Below are 13839 nucleotides of genomic sequence, written 5' to 3'. Positions count from 1 at the left end.
CAAGAAATCCGCGCGCCACGCTTCAGCGGCACGCGGGCCGCCTCCGCCCCCGGCCGGTGACGCTCATCCGGAATCGGCTCTTGATCCGGGTGGAGGGTGCGGCATACGGTGTTAATCGATTCACATCGGTCGCGAGCCGAGGCGTGACATCCCTCCACGCGCTGACCTGCCCGCCGAGATCCAGCCTCCGAAATTACCCTAATCTCCTGTAGGGAATGCTAGGTTATTCGACTAACATGAGACCAACAGCGCGACAAGTGGCCGAACTGGCGAACGTGTCAGTGGCGACCGTCTCCTACGTGCTCAGCGGCAAAGACCGTCCGGTCGCTGCCGAGACCAGGCAGCGGGTGCTCGACGCCGCCAGACAGCTCGGCTACACCCCCAACCAGGCCGCCAGGAGCCTGCGCAAGCGCCGCACCCAGCGGGTCTGCCTGGTGCTCAGCTCGTTCGGCGGCGTGCCGAGCGACGAGCGCCTCGCCACGGACCTGCACGAGATGGCCGACGCGCGGGGCTACTCCGTGGTGTCGCTGTCCGTCTACTCAGAGGCCCGCGCGAAGGCCGCGGTCGAGGTGCTGCGCGGCGGCATCGCCGACGGCGTCCTGATCAACCTCGTCGGCGACCACCTCACCCGCGACCTGCTCTCCGGCCTGGCCGCCACCGGGCTGCCGATGGTGGTGATGAGCAACGAGAGCGGGCTCGAAGGCTGCGACGTCGTCCGTACCCCCGAGGCCGAGGCGACCGCGGAGGCGGTCGAGCACCTGCTGGCGGGCGGGCGCCGGCGCGTCGCGTTCATGGCGCACCGGCACGAGGTCTACCGCGACAAGCCCGCCGGGCGGCTGCTCGGCTACACCACGGCCCTCGACCGGCACGGCGTCGAGGAGCGGATCGTCACCGGGGGCGCGGACGACCGCGTCTCGGCGTACCAGACGGCGACCGAGCTGCTGAGCTCGCCCGACCGGCCCGACGCGATCTTCGCCGCCTCCGACCGGGCGGCGATCAGCGCCATCTGGGCGGCCAGGGACCTGGGGCTGAGCGTGCCGCAGGACGTCGCGATCGTCGGCGCGGGCAACATCGACGAGGGTCTCATCAGCAATCCGCCGCTCAGCACCGTCGGCCCGCTCCGGCACGACTACACCGACGTCGTACGCCTGCTCTTCGACCGCCTCCAGGCCGAGGAGCCGCCACCCGCCCGCGAGATCGTCCGTTCGTGGACCTTCATCCGGCGGGGCTCGTCCTAGAAGGGAAACCCCGAGATGCATTCCCACCCCTCACGCCGTGACCTGTTCCGTCTCGCCGGGGCGGCCGCCGCCGTGCCGGTGCTGGCGTCCTGCGCGGGAGCGCCCACCACGCAGAGCGCCGCCCCCGGCACCTTCACCGTCTACTGGAACGCCGGCCACGACTACCAGGCCTACCGCAAGATGATCGCCGAGTTCGAGCAGGCCAACAAGGTCAAGGTCAACCTGCAGAAGTACCAGTGGCCCGACCTGCGGACCAGGCTGCTGGCCGACTTCGCCTCCGGGACCGTTCCCGACCTGGTGGAGGAGCCCGGCGGGTGGGTGCAGGAGTTCGCCGTCTCGGGCAACGCCCGCTCGCTGCAGGACTACGTCGACCGCGACGGCGCGGCGATGGGCTTCCCCTCGGACTGGCAGCCGGTGACGGTCGAGCGCAACTCCTACCAGGGCAAGGTGTACGGGGTGCAGCTGCACCTGACCTGCAACACGCTGCTCTACAACAAGGCGATGCTCCGCGACGCGGGCGTGGAGGTGCCCGCCACCTGGGAGGAGTTCCTCGACGCGGCCAAGAAACTGACCAAGGACGGCGTCCACGGCGTCGCGCTCAACCAGGACTACACCTACCTGTGGCCGTGGATGGTGCAGGCCGGCGTCACCCCGTACGACCCGCAGACCGGCAAGGTGATGACCCCGATCGAGGACGCGGTCGCCGCCCTGCAGTTCCAGGCCGACCTGGTGCACAAGCACAAGGTCGCCCCCGTGCCGGTGTCGGGCACCGACTACTCGGGCCCGCAGAAGCTGTTCTCCGCCGGGCGCGCCGCCATGATCCTCACCGGCCCCTGGGACCTGGAGCCGATCAGGAAGACCAGCCCGGACATCGACCTGGGCGTCGCGCCGCCGCTCAAGCACAAGGTGGCGGCCACGCAGGCGGCCGGGGTCAGCATGTTCGTGCCGGCCAAGGCGACCAGGCCCGACCTGTCGTGGGACTTCATCAAGCGCATCACCACCCTCGACGTCGAACGGGCCGCCACCAAGGAGACCGGCATGCTCATGCCGCGCGTCTCCTGGGCCGAGCTGCCCGAGGTGCGCTCGGACGCGGCGCTCAAGGTCTTCGCCGACGCGCTCCCGGGCGCCAAGGACTCCTCCCAGCAGGTACGCCTGACCGGCAAGCTGGGCAAATGGGAGGAGGAGCTGAAGGTCATGTACCAGCAGGTGCTCATCCAGAACCGGCCGGCGGACGAGACGCTGCGCAGGTTCGCCGCGAACGCCGAGGGCTTCCTGAAGTGAGCCCCCGCACCCTGCGAAGCCTTGCAACGCCCCGCACGTTGCAGGGCCGGTACGCCAGGACCGCCTACCTGTTCCTGCTGCCCGCGATCCTGTTCTTCGCCGCCTTCTTCTACCTGCCGATCGGCAACGTGGTGGCCACCGGCTTCCGCACGGGCCCGATGGCCGACCAGTGGGCGGGTCTGGGCAACTACGGTCAGGCCCTGTCCGATCCGGCCGTCCGGCACTCGTTCCTGATCACGGCCGGTTTCGCGGTGTTGGTGGTGATCGGGTCGATCGTGCTCGGGCTGGCCCTGGCCATGGCGATCGACCAGCCGCTCAGGGGCCGGGTGGTGCTCCGGGTGCTGCTGCTGGTGCCGTACCTGACCTCGGTGGCCATCGTCGGCCTGCTGTGGCGCAACATCCTCGACCCCGACCTCGGCGTGCTGAACCGGGTGCTGGGCGCGATGGGGCTGCCGGGACAGGCCTGGCTCAACACCGCGCCGCTGCTCACGATCGCCGCCGTCACCCTCTGGCAGAGCGTCGGCTACACGATGGTGCTGTTCCTGGCCGGGCTGCAGGGCATCCCCGAGACCTACCACGAGGCCGCCAAGATCGACGGGGCCGACGCCTGGCGCCGCTTCTGGCGGATCACGCTGCCGCTGCTCGCCCCGACCACGCTGTTCGTGTCGGTGATGGCGGTCATCTCGGGGCTGCAGGCGTTCGGGCAGGCGTACATCATCACCGGCGGCGGGCCGGGCGACGCCACCGACCTGTCGGTCTTCCACATCTTCAACGTCGCCTTCCGTACCAGGGACTTCGGCTACTCCTCGGCGCAGTCGGTGCTGCTGCTGATCGTGATCGTGGCGTTCACCCTGATCCAGCTCAGGGCGGGGCGGCGCGGGGAGGTCACGTACTGATGCGCAGGCCGCTGCTCTACACCCTGCTCGGCCTGGCCTGCCTGGCCACGGTGCTGCCGCTGCTCTACATGGTCTCGCTGTCGCTCCAGACGGAGGCCGAGACGCTGTCGGCCGACGCCGTCCTGTGGCCGGACTCGCCGCAGTGGGGCAACTACGCCGAGCTGTTCGTCCGCGCGCCGTTCGGGAACTTCATCGTCAACAGCCTCGTCGTGGCCGGCTGCATCACGCTGGCGCACCTGCTGTTCGACCCGCTCGTCGGGTACGTCTTCGCCAAGTTCCGCTTCCCGCTGCGCAACACGTTGTTCGTGGCGCTGCTGGCCACGCTGATGGTGCCGTTCTTCGTGCGGATGATCCCGCTGTACGTGCTGATGGCCAACCTGGGGTGGCTCGACACGTACCAGGGGCTGATCACGCCGTTCCTCATGGACGCGTTCGGCATCTTCCTGATGCGGCAGTTCATCCAGCCCATCCCCGACGACCTGATCAGCGCGGCCCGCATCGACGGCGCCTCCGAGCTGCGGATCTACCGCAGTGTCATCCTGCCGCAGACGCGGCCGGCCCTCGCCGTGCTCGGGCTGTTCACGTTCGTCTTCCAGTGGAACGAGTTCCTCTGGCCGCTGGTCGCCACCAGCACGCCCGAGATGCGCACCATCCCGGTCGGGCTCACTCTGTTCAACCAGGAGTACTTCACGCTGTGGCACCTCACGGCGGCCGGCTCGGTGATCCTCTTCGTTCCCACGGCCGTCCTGTTCGTCCTGACCCAGCGCTACTTCGTCCGCGGCATCGCCCTGACCGGCCTCAAGTAACCCACACAAGGAGCTTTCACTCTTGCGTCCGAACGTGATCGTCGTCTTCACCGACCAGCAGCGGTGGGACACCGTCGGTCCCTTCACCCCGAACCTCGACCGGATGGCCAGGCACGGCACCCAGGCCACGGTGGCGATCACCCCGCAGCCGGTGTGCGCGCCCGCCCGCGCGGCCCTGCAGACCGGCCGCTACCCGACCACGACGGGCGTGCACCGCAACGGCCGCGTCCTGCCGCCGGAGGAGCGCACGCTGGCGCACCACTTCGGCGCGGCCGGCTACGCCACCGGCTACATCGGCAAGTGGCACCTGGCCGGCACCGAGCCGGTGCCCGAGGAGCGGCGCGGCGGCTACCGGTCGTGGCTCGGCGCCAACGCGCTTGAGCACACCTCCGACGCCTACCGGACGATCGTCTACGACGAGGCGAACGAGCCCGTCCTGCTACCCGGCTACCGCTCCGACGCGCTGTTCGACGCGGCCGTGCGGTTCGTCGCCGACCACGCTGATCATGCCGCCGAGCCGTTCTTCCTCTTCCTGTCGCTGCTGGAGCCGCACCACCAGAACGAGACGGACGACTACCCGGCCCCCGACGGCTACGAGGAGCGCTACCAGGGCCGCTGGATGCCGCCGGACCTGGCCGCGCTCGGCGGCACCGCGCACCGGCACATGGGCGGCTACCTGGGTCAGGTCAAACGCCTGGACGAAGGGCTCGGCCGGCTGCTCGACGCGCTGCGCAGCATGGACCTGCTGGACGACACGATCGTGGCCTACACCTCCGACCACGGCAACCACTTCAAGACCCGCAACGGCGAGTACAAGCGCTCCTGCCACGACGCCTCCCTGCGGGTGCCGCTGGCGCTGCGCGGGCCCGGCTTCGACGGCGGCGGCGCGATCGGCCGGCCGGTCAGCACGCTCGACCTGCCGCCGACGCTGCTGGACGCCGCCGGGCTTGACGTGCCCGAGGAGATGCAGGGCCGCTCGTTCCTGCCGCTGGTGCGCGACTCCCGCGCGGACTGGCCCGAGGAGGTCTTCTTCCAGGTGAGCGAGTCGGAGGTGGGGCGCGGCATCCGTACGTCGCGGTGGAAGTACTACGCCGTGGCCGAGGGCGCCGACCCGTGGGACGTCCCTGCCGCCGATCGGTATCGCGAGCAGGCGCTCTACGACCTGGAGCATGATCCGTACGAGCTGGTCAACCTGGCGGGGTACGGCTCGCACGCCGAGGTCGCGGCCGGGCTGCGCGAGCGGCTGGTGCGGCGGATCGTGGCGGCGGGGGAGGCCGAGCCGGTCGTCGAGCCGGCCGTGGTGCGGGCGGGGCGGGAGCAGGCGATGCCCGATCCCGAGGTACGGCTGCGCGGCCCGAAACCGGTCCGCTACGGCCACCAGCCCCGCCCCTGACAGCCGCACCGCTGGGGGGAGCCGCCCCGCGCCTCCGGATGGGGGAGGCGCGGGGCAGCCGGGGGTCAGCTCGCGGAGATCGCGGGCCCGTGGGTGTGGGCCCGGGCGTCGCCGCTGCGTGCCGTCGGCGCCGGCGGGGTGATGCCGATCGTGCCGGTGTCGAAGGCGTAGCGGCCCGCTAGGGTCGCGATGGCGTCGGAGTTCACGTCCAGCGCCTTGTCGTTGATGTTCTTGATCGTGTCGCAGGAGCTGTGGTAGCAGGGGTCGAGCGGGATGCCGGCCGTGCCGCCGAAGATCGCCGCCTCCTCTTCGGTCTTGCGCACCTCGGCCCCGGTGAACAGACCGCCCGACGGGATGCCGACCGCGATGAACGGCCCGTAGTCGGAGCGCCCGGTGAACGCCGTCGCCGTGAAGGGCTGCCCGCGCCTGGCGAAGAACTTCTCGAAGTCTTCCTCGATCACGTCGGATCCGGGCGGCCCGGCGGTGCCGAAGGCGTCACCGTCGCCGTCGTAGATGCCGAACGTGTAGTTGGGCGAGCCGATCATGTCGAAGTTCAGGTACAACGTGATCTTGTCCCGCTGCTCCTGCGTCAGCGAGTCCACGTAGTGCTGCGAGCCGAGCAGGCCGAACTCCTCGGCGCCCCAGAAGGCGAAGCGCAGCTGGTTCTTCGGCTTGATCTTGGCCATCTGCAGCGCGACCTCCAGGGTGCCGGCGCTGCCCGAGCCGTTGTCGTTGATGCCGGGCCCCTCCTGGACGCTGTCCAGGTGCGCGCCGAGCATGACGACGTTGTTAGGGTCGCCCTTCCTGCTCTGCGCGATCACGTTGTAGGTGGTCCTGGTCTCCACGATCGGGTCCCAGTTCATCTTGACCGTGCTGCCGGCCGCGGCCAGTTCCTGGCCGACGGCGAAGCTGGTGAAGAACGACGGGATCGTCACGCCGGGCCCGCCCAGCGTCGGGTTGAGGTCGACCTCCGTACGGCCCTCCTGCCCCTCGTTGAAGACGATGGCGGCGGAGGCGCCGGCGGCCATGGCGTTGTCCACCTTGACGCGGAAGTTGCAGGTGCCGCGCTGCATGAGCGCGACGTTGCCGGCGGTGAACCCGGCGAAGTCGCTCGCCTCGCACCCCGAGGTCGAGGAGTTCGGCGCCCCAGGCGGCAGCACGAGGTCCACGCCCTGGACGGTGCCGGTGACGCCACCGGCGGGCGAGTCCACCATCGCGACGTAGTCGCTGAAGAACCCGTACGTGTAGGACTTGGGCGTCCCGTTCGTCTTCTGCAGCACGGGCGGCGTGATGTAGCCCTCGAAGGTGAACTCGAAGGGCTGGATCGTCACGTCGTACCCGGCGTGGCGCAGTTTGCCGGCCACATAGTCGCGGGACCGGTCGAAGCCGCGCGTCCCGGAGACACGGGTGTTGTCGTTCGCGGAGGCGATGGCCTGGAACGCCTTCAGGTGCTTCTTGACGTTCTTGCCGGAGACCGCCTTGACCAGCTTGTCCACGGCGTCCATGGGCCCGTGTCCGGGCCCATGCCCAGGCACGCGGGCGTCGGCGGGGGAGGCGATGGCCAGGGGCGACAGGGCCACGGCGGCGGCGGTGACGGCGCCGAGCACGCCCTTGCGTAAGCGGGAACGCATGCTTGCTCCTCGAACGTGGACGGTGAATCGGGTCAAAATGCGCACGTGCTCCCGAAACGTATTCATCCGCGGGGTGATAGGGAAGATTGACCGCGTATCCGTTGCATCACGGACCTGGAACGTCGCACTCGAAACGGGGAACCGCATGTCCATCTCCCTCTCGTCCACCGGCACTGTCGCCCTCGGCGGCAAGACCGTGCACCGCCTCGGCTACGGGGCCATGAGCCTCACCGGGCCCGGCGTCTGGGGGCCGCCGCGTGATCACGACGAGGCCGTCAGGGTGCTGCGCCGGGTGGTCGAGCTGGGCGTGAACTTCATCGACACCGCCGACTCGTACGGGCCCTACGTCAACGAGGAGCTCATCCGCGAGGCGCTGCACCCGTACCCGGAGGACCTGCTGATCGCGACGAAGGCCGGGTTCGTGCGCACGGGGCCGGGCCAGTGGCATCCGGTGGGGCGGCCCGAGTACCTGCGGCAGGAGGTCGAGATGAGCCTGCGCCGGCTCGGCGCCGAGCGGCTCGGCCTGCTGCAGCTGCACCGCGTGGACCCGCAAGTGCCGCTGGAGGACCAGGTGGGCGAGCTGAAGGCGCTGCGCGACGAAGGCAAGATCGCCGACATCGGGCTGTCGGAGGTGACCGTCGAGGTGCTGGAACGGGCGCGGCGCGTCGTCGGCATCGCCAGCGTCCAGAACCGCTACAACCTCACCCTGCGCGACTCCGAGGACGTGCTGGAGCACTGCGAGCGGGAGGGGCTCGTGTTCATCCCCTACAGCCCCGTCGCCAAGGGGGCGCTGGCCGGGTCCGGCAGCCCCGTCGAGCATGTCGCCAAGGCCGTGGGGGCGACGCCTTCGCAGGTCGCGCTGGCCTGGCTGCTGGCCCGGTCGCCGGTGGTCGCGCCGATCCCCGGCACCTCGTCGATCGCGCACCTGGAGGAGAACCTGGGCGCCTCGACCGTGACCCTGACGGACGAGCACCTGCGCGAGCTGGGCTGAGCGGGCTCGGGCGGGCTCGGGCGGGCTCGGCTGGGCGGGCCGGCCCTCCCCGGACGGAGGGCCGGCCCGTATAGGGATCGGCCGATCGCTTGGTCGGCCGATCCCGCGACCGGCCGGCCGGCCGATCAGCCGGTGGGCTGGTCGGCCGGGTCAGCCGGTGCCGCCGTTCGGCCGGCTCGTGGCCGGCCGAACGGTACATCCGGTCAGCCCAGGCCGTTCTTCATGGCCGTGAGCAGTTCGGCGTTCGTGGTGTCGCCGCTGAGCTCCCAGAAGAACGCGCCGCCGAGGCCCTGGTTCTTCGAGTAGCTCATCTTGCCGCCGATGGTGGCCGGCGTGTCGTAGCTCCACCACTGGTTGCCGCAGTACGCGTACGCCGTCCCGCCGACCGTGCCGGTGGCCGGGCAGCGCGTCTTGAGCACCTTGTAGTCCTCGATGCCCTGCTCCCACGTACCCGGTGCCGGCCCGGAGGCCGAGCCGCCCGGCGCAGCCTGTGAGACCCCGGCCCAGCCGCGGCCGTAGAAGCCGATCCCGAGCAGCAGCTTGCTGGCCGGCACGCCCTTGCTCTTGAGCTTCTGGATCGCGGCGTCGGAGTGGAAGTTCGGGGTCGGGATGCCGTTGTAGGAGGTCAGCGGCGAGTGCGGAGCCGTCGGGCCCTGCGGGGCGAAAGCCCCGAAGTAGTCATAAGTCATGACGTTGTACCAGTCGAGGTACTGCGCCGCGCCGCCGTAGTCGGCCGCGTCGATCTTGCCGCCGTTCGTGCCGTCGGCGGTGATCGCGGCGGTGACCAGGTAGTTGGAGCCGAAGCGCGAGCGCAGCGCCGACATGACGTTCCTGAACGCGGCCGGGCCGCTGCTGTCGCAGGTCAGGCCGCAGGCGTTCGGGTACTCCCAGTCGATGTCGATGCCGTCGAACACGTCCGCCCAGCGCGGGTCCTCCAGCAGGTTGTAGCAGGAGTTGGCGAAGGCCGCCGGGTTCTGGGCCGCCTGGCCGAAGCCGCCGGACCAGGTCCAGCCGCCGAAGGAGAACAGCACCTTCAGGTGGGGGTACTTCTGCTTGAGCTTGCGCAGCTGGTTGAAGCTGCCGCGCAGCGCGCCCGCGTCCCAGGTGTCGGCGACGCCGTCCACGCTCTCGTTCGCCTGGTAGAAGCGGTCGTAGTCGGCGTAGCTGTCGCCGATCGTGCACTGGCCGTTCTGCACGTTGCCGAAGGCGTAGTTGATGTGGGTGAGCTTGGCCGCCGAGCCGCTGGTGTCGATGTTCTTGACGTGGTAGCCGCGCTGGTAGACGCCCCACTGCACGAAGTAGCCGAGGACCTTGTTGCCCCCGCCGCCTCCGCCGCCCGTGGTGGTGGCGTTGACGCTGTTGCTTTCGCCGGAGCGGTTGCCGGCGGCGTCGCGGGCGCGGACGGTGAAGGTGTAGGCGGTGCCGGCGTTCAGGCCGGTGTTGGTGTAGGTGGTGCCGGTGACGGTGGTGACGAGGGTGCCGCCTCGGTAGACCTCGTAGCCGGTGACGGCGACGTTGTCGGTGGAGGCGTTCCAGGCCAGGGCCACGCTGTTGTTGGTGACGCCCGTCGAGCGCAGGTTACCGGGCACGGACGGCGCCGTGGTGTCGCCGCCTCCGCCGCCTGTGGTGGTGGCGCTGACGCTGTTGCTTTCGCCGGAGCGGTTGCCGGCGGCGTCGCGGGCGCGGACGGTGAAGGTGTAGGCGGTGCCGGCGTTCAGGCCGGTGTTGGTGTAGGTGGTGCCGGTGACGGTGGTGACGAGGGTGCCGCCTCGGTAGACCTCGTAGCCGGTGACGGCGACGTTGTCGGTGGAGGCGTTCCAGGCCAGGGCCACGCTGTTGTTGGTGACGCCCGTCGAGCGCAGGTTACCGGGCACGGACGGCGCCGTGGTGTCGCCGCCTCCGCCGCCTGTGGGCCGCCACAGGGCCGGGACGTTCGGGGGCTCCCAGCCGGGCTGGGAGGTGTGGCTCTGGACGCACTCGTACTCGACGCCGTTGTACGTGACGCGCGTGCCCGCCGAGTAGGCCGTCCACGCCGCCCAGTCGGCGAAGACGGCCTGGGCGGAGGCCAGCGCCTGCGGCGGCGCGGCGGCCAGGGCCGTGAGGGGAAGTGCCAGCGCCGCCAGCACCGCGAGGAGCTTGCTCAGGATCTTGTGTCTCATGACGCTCCGACATCCGGTTGGGGGGTGTGAGGGGGTGAAGGATGCCAACTATTAGGAAAGTTTCCTTTAAGTTATGAGACCGACCGTAGTTCCTGTCTGGGATGCCGTCAATATGTGAAGTCGCGTAGTAAGCCGGAGTATCGCTTCGGAGGCGGGGGCGCGTACTCGCCGCGCGTGCTGGTCCGCAGGCCGAGCGCCACCAGCGACTCGGCGAACCGGGTGGCCGCGCTCACGCCGTCGATCACCGGTACCGACGTCGCCCGCGACACCTCGGCGCAGAAGTCGGCCATGCCCGCGCACCCCAGCACCACCGCATCGCTGCCGTCCCGCTCGACCGCCTCGGCGCAGAGCCGGATCACCGCCGCGCGGGCGTCGGGATGCTCCAGGTCGAGGACCGGGATGTCGCAGGCGTGCACGCCCTTGCAGGCGGTGGCGAAGCCGTAGCGGTGGGCCAGGTCCCAGGCCCGGCCCATGGTCCTGGACAGGGTCGTCACCACGCTGAAGCCGCGGCCGAGCATGGTGGCGGCGTGCATGGCGGCCTCGGCGATCCCGAGCACAGGCCCGGTGGCCAGCTCCCTGGCGGCGTCGAGGCCGGGGTCGCCGAAGCAGGCGATGACGTACGCGTCCACGCCCTCCCGCTCGCCCGCCGCCACCTCCGCCAGCACTCCCGGCACCGCCAGCGCCTCGTCGTAGTGACTCTCGATCGACTCCGGGCCCATGGAGGGACTGACGGCCGTCACGGTGGTCCCCGGGGACGCCACCGCCCTGGCGCAACGACCGATCGCGTCGGTCATGGCCAGGGCGGTGTTCGGGTTGATCACTTTGAGGTGCGTCATGCGGCGGTGATCCTGGGGTTGCGGCGCTCCAGGACGATCATGGCCGCGAAGCCCAGCCCGCAGCCGATGAACCAGCTGTAGTCGGCGATCCAGGTCACGTCCACCGCCGTGATCAGCTTCGGCACCAGCACCGACGCGATGGCGGGCCCGCCGCTCGCGACCGTGGCCCAGATCGCGTTGGGGTTGTAGCCGCGGCTGAACCAGTAGCGCCCGCCCGGGTCCATCGTGAACAGCTCGTCCACCGACACCCGCTGCCGGGCGCAGACGTAGTAGCCGGCGATCAGGATGCCGAACAGCGGCCCGATCAGCGCGCCCAGCAGGCCGAGCGTGTAGTGGATGGCGTCGGGGTTGCCGTACCAGTTCCACGGCGTGAGCAGCACCGAGCCGACCGCCGCGATCATCCCGCCGGTACGCCAGCTGATCCGCTGCGGGCTGACGTTGGAGAAGTCGAAGGCCGGTGAGATGAAGTTCGCCACGATGTTGATGCCCACGGTCGCGACGACGAACGTCAGGCCGCCGAGCAGGATCGCGAACGGCGTGTCGATGCGCTGCACGGTGTGGATCGGGTCGGTGATCAGCTCACCGAAGACCGGCACCGTGGCCGACGCCGTGATCACCGTGAGCAGGGAGAAGAACAGGAAGTTGATCGGCAGGCCGAGGAAGTTGCCCCGCTTGACGGCCTCGAAGCTGCGCCCGTACCGGGAGAAGTCGCCGAAGTTGAGCATCGGCCCCGAGAAGTACGACACCACCAGGGCGATGGCGCTCAGCATCACGGGGATCGACTCGGCGAAGCCGAGGCTGTCGCCCTGCGACAGGTCCAGGCTGATGTTCTCCCAGCCCGCCTGGCTGACCAGGTAGCCGGCCAGCACGAGCATGACCACGTACACGGCGGGTCCGGCCCAGTCCACGAAGCGCCTGATCGCGTCCATGCCGCGCCAGAACACCGCCGCCTGCGCCACCCACAGGATGGCGTAGCAGATGTAGCCGAGCACGGACAGGCCGAGGAAGGTCGGCTCGTTCAGCGCCGCGGTGGCGGGCCAGAACTTCAGGAAGATGATGATGAGCGACTGCGAGGCCAGGTACGTCTGCACGCCGTACCAGGCGATCGCGATGGCGCCGCGCACGATGGCCGGGATGTTCGCGCCCAGCACGCCGAAGACGGCGCGGTTGATCACCGGGTACGGCACCCCGGTCACCTGGCTCGGCTTGGCCACCAGGTTGCAGAAGACGTTGACGATGACGATGCCCGCGAGCAGCGCGAACAGCACCTGCCAGCTGGCCAGGCCGAGCGCGAACAGGCTGCCCGCGGTCACGTAGCCGCCGACACTGTGCACGTCGGACATCCAGAAGGCGAAGATGTTGTACGACGACCAGCTCTGCTTCTTCAGCGGGGCCAGGTCCTCGTTGGTGAGCCGGGGGTCGTAGGACGGCGGGGACGTGGTGGTGGCGGGTTGTGTCATCTGCGGCATCCTTGGGGGGTGGGTTCGCCGGAGTGTTAAGTGATGGCTTAACACTTAGGTCGAATGTATGCCCGGACACCCGGGCGCTGATTGCGTCCGTGTTAACAGTTGGCGATGGGGGCCCATGGACCTGGAAGCGCTCGGCGGCGAACATCTCGGCCGGCGGCTGCGCGAGCTGCGCGCCGGGTCGGGCAAGTCGCTGCGGGCGGTGGCCCGTGAGCTGGGCATCTCGGCCAGCGCGGTGTCGCAGATCGAGCGCGGGACGATGCGGCCGTCCGTCAGCCGGCTGATCGCCTACACGGCCGCCATCGGCGTGCCGCTGTCGGCCGTCTTCGACGAGCACGAGCCCGCCTTGGGGTCCGCTGGCTCGGGTGCCGCTGTATCGGGGTCCGCTTTTTCGGGTGCCGCTGTTTCAGGGTCCGGGTCCGTGCCCGGTCTGGCCGTGCGGCGGGCCGGGGAGGTGGCGCCGATCGTGCTCGGCGGCGGGGTGACGTTCCGCCGGCTGTCGCCCGGGGCGACGCCGGATGTCGAGTTCTTCGAGTCCACGTACCCGCCGCACGCGGTCTCCACCGCCCACGGGAGCTTCCTGCGGCACGAGGGCTACGAGGTCGGGACGGTCACGGCGGGGGAGCTGACGATCGAGTTCGAGTCGGAGGTGGTCACCCTGGGGGTGGGCGACTCGATCACGTTCCCGTGCGACCGGCCGCACAGCATCGGCAACCGCTCCGCCACCGTCACGGCGGTCGCGACCTGGCTCATCGTCCACGCCCGCTGACCGTTGACCGCACGTGGAGGCGTGACCGCGCGCGTGGCGGGGGAGGCCACAGGGTGGCGGAGAACCCGAGACCGCGAGGAGGCCGGACATGGCCGTGCTGTTGCTGGGGACCTTCGACACCAAGGGCGCCGAGTACGCCCACGTCCGTGACCTGATCATGGCGGCCGGACAGACCACCGGCCTGTCGGCCAAGGCGGCCGAGGCCGGCGGCGTGGACCTGATCATCAGAAACCTCCGAGGAAACCCCCGCCTTCAGGCGGAGGAGAAACCGGATCCCTGCGGAGCAGCGCAGGAACAGATGATTCGCCACCAGCCGAACCGTCGTATCGAACAAGCGCGCGAATTGTCCTTGATCGTTTGGTAGGATGCAGGG

Annotated in this window: 12 protein-coding genes; 8 read left to right on the top strand and 4 right to left on the bottom strand. The window is 69.9% G+C overall.

Translation table 11 applies throughout. The features are described from left to right. Positions 1-215 precede the first annotated feature (215 nt). Genes AB0C27_RS02525 through AB0C27_RS02505 form a run of 5 tightly spaced genes read left to right on the top strand, consistent with a single transcriptional unit; the run spans position 216 to position 5614 of the window. On the top strand, positions 216-1238 hold the full coding sequence (locus tag AB0C27_RS02525) for a LacI family DNA-binding transcriptional regulator (protein WP_357836664.1): 1023 nt from the start codon (positions 216-218) through the stop codon (positions 1236-1238). Positions 1239-1253: 15 nt separating this feature from the next. Further along, positions 1254-2519 carry an extracellular solute-binding protein gene (locus tag AB0C27_RS02520; RefSeq protein WP_357836661.1) on the top strand — a complete coding sequence of 422 codons (1266 nt, stop codon included), beginning with the start codon at positions 1254-1256 and terminating at the stop codon, positions 2517-2519. After that, complete coding sequence (locus AB0C27_RS02515; protein ID WP_357836658.1) at positions 2516-3415, top strand: sugar ABC transporter permease; 900 nt, start codon at positions 2516-2518, stop codon at positions 3413-3415. The genes AB0C27_RS02520 and AB0C27_RS02515 overlap by 4 nt, the downstream gene beginning before the upstream one ends. Next, complete coding sequence (locus AB0C27_RS02510) at positions 3415-4221, top strand: carbohydrate ABC transporter permease (RefSeq protein WP_357836655.1); 807 nt, start codon at positions 3415-3417, stop codon at positions 4219-4221. The genes AB0C27_RS02515 and AB0C27_RS02510 overlap by 1 nt, the downstream gene beginning before the upstream one ends. 22 nt (positions 4222-4243) lie before the next feature. Continuing rightward, a complete protein-coding gene (locus tag AB0C27_RS02505; RefSeq protein ID WP_357836652.1) occupies positions 4244-5614 on the top strand; it encodes a sulfatase-like hydrolase/transferase in 1371 nt (456 codons plus the stop codon). 65 nt (positions 5615-5679) lie between these two features. Here the strand turns inward: AB0C27_RS02505 and AB0C27_RS02500 are convergent, their stop codons facing one another. After that, a complete protein-coding gene (locus tag AB0C27_RS02500; RefSeq protein ID WP_357836649.1) occupies positions 5680-7245 on the bottom strand; it encodes a M28 family metallopeptidase in 1566 nt (521 codons plus the stop codon). Positions 7246-7390: 145 nt separating this feature from the next. On the opposite strand from AB0C27_RS02500, the gene AB0C27_RS02495 reads away from it, so the two are divergent. After that, positions 7391-8236, top strand: a complete 846-nt coding sequence (locus tag AB0C27_RS02495) for an aldo/keto reductase (protein ID WP_357836647.1) — start codon at positions 7391-7393, stop codon at positions 8234-8236. A 203-nt stretch (positions 8237-8439) separates the two neighbouring features. Here AB0C27_RS02495 and AB0C27_RS02490 read toward each other — a convergent pair whose 3' ends face one another. The 3 genes from AB0C27_RS02490 to AB0C27_RS02480 all read right to left on the bottom strand — a co-directional run bounded on the left by AB0C27_RS02490 (position 8440) and on the right by AB0C27_RS02480 (position 12691). Beyond that, positions 8440-10395 carry a glycosyl hydrolase family 18 protein gene (locus AB0C27_RS02490; protein WP_357836644.1) on the bottom strand — a complete coding sequence of 652 codons (1956 nt, stop codon included), beginning with the start codon at positions 10393-10395 and terminating at the stop codon, positions 8440-8442. 107 nt (positions 10396-10502) lie between these two features. Continuing rightward, the gene (locus tag AB0C27_RS02485; RefSeq protein WP_357836641.1) at positions 10503-11231 is read right to left on the bottom strand and encodes an aspartate/glutamate racemase family protein; all 729 of its coding nucleotides are present in this window, start codon (positions 11229-11231) and stop codon (positions 10503-10505) included. Next, positions 11228-12691 (bottom strand): NCS1 family nucleobase:cation symporter-1, encoded by a 1464-nt coding sequence (locus AB0C27_RS02480; RefSeq protein WP_357836638.1) that lies wholly within the window; start codon positions 12689-12691, stop codon positions 11228-11230. The genes AB0C27_RS02485 and AB0C27_RS02480 overlap by 4 nt, the downstream gene beginning before the upstream one ends. A 124-nt stretch (positions 12692-12815) precedes the next feature. Here AB0C27_RS02480 and AB0C27_RS02475 point away from each other — a divergent pair, with 124 nt between their 5' ends. Together AB0C27_RS02475 and AB0C27_RS02470 are read left to right on the top strand one after the other, a co-directional pair. Next, entirely contained in the window at positions 12816-13466 is a 651-nt protein-coding gene (locus AB0C27_RS02475; RefSeq protein ID WP_357836635.1) for an XRE family transcriptional regulator, read from the top strand. Positions 13467-13554: 88 nt separating this feature from the next. Continuing rightward, complete coding sequence (locus AB0C27_RS02470) at positions 13555-13830, top strand: hypothetical protein (protein WP_357836632.1); 276 nt, start codon at positions 13555-13557, stop codon at positions 13828-13830. The last annotated feature ends 9 nt before the right edge of the window (positions 13831-13839 follow it).

This window comes from Nonomuraea sp. NPDC048882, from assembly GCF_040649755.1.
Lineage (GTDB): Bacteria > Actinomycetota > Actinomycetes > Streptosporangiales > Streptosporangiaceae > Nonomuraea > Nonomuraea maheshkhaliensis.
The sequence above is the reverse complement of the archived record's forward strand: the minus strand, read 5'-3'. Positions and strand labels throughout refer to the sequence as shown.

Bases quoted from the DNA above. Each gene is read 5' to 3' on its own strand.
- AB0C27_RS02525 (WP_357836664.1), top strand. From the start codon at position 216: ATGCTAGGTTATTCGACTAACATGAGACCAACAGCGCGACAAGTGGCC.
- AB0C27_RS02520 (WP_357836661.1), top strand. From the start codon at position 1,254: ATGCATTCCCACCCCTCACGCCGTGACCTGTTCCGTCTCGCCGGGGCG.
- AB0C27_RS02510 (WP_357836655.1), top strand. From the start codon at position 3,415: ATGCGCAGGCCGCTGCTCTACACCCTGCTCGGCCTGGCCTGCCTGGCC.
- AB0C27_RS02500 (WP_357836649.1), bottom strand. From the start codon at position 7,245: ATGCGTTCCCGCTTACGCAAGGGCGTGCTCGGCGCCGTCACCGCCGCC.
- AB0C27_RS02495 (WP_357836647.1), top strand. From the start codon at position 7,391: ATGTCCATCTCCCTCTCGTCCACCGGCACTGTCGCCCTCGGCGGCAAG.
- AB0C27_RS02490 (WP_357836644.1), bottom strand. From the start codon at position 10,395: ATGAGACACAAGATCCTGAGCAAGCTCCTCGCGGTGCTGGCGGCGCTG.
- AB0C27_RS02485 (WP_357836641.1), bottom strand. From the start codon at position 11,231: ATGACGCACCTCAAAGTGATCAACCCGAACACCGCCCTGGCCATGACC.
- AB0C27_RS02480 (WP_357836638.1), bottom strand. From the start codon at position 12,691: ATGACACAACCCGCCACCACCACGTCCCCGCCGTCCTACGACCCCCGG.
- AB0C27_RS02475 (WP_357836635.1), top strand. From the start codon at position 12,816: ATGGACCTGGAAGCGCTCGGCGGCGAACATCTCGGCCGGCGGCTGCGC.
- AB0C27_RS02470 (WP_357836632.1), top strand. From the start codon at position 13,555: ATGGCCGTGCTGTTGCTGGGGACCTTCGACACCAAGGGCGCCGAGTAC.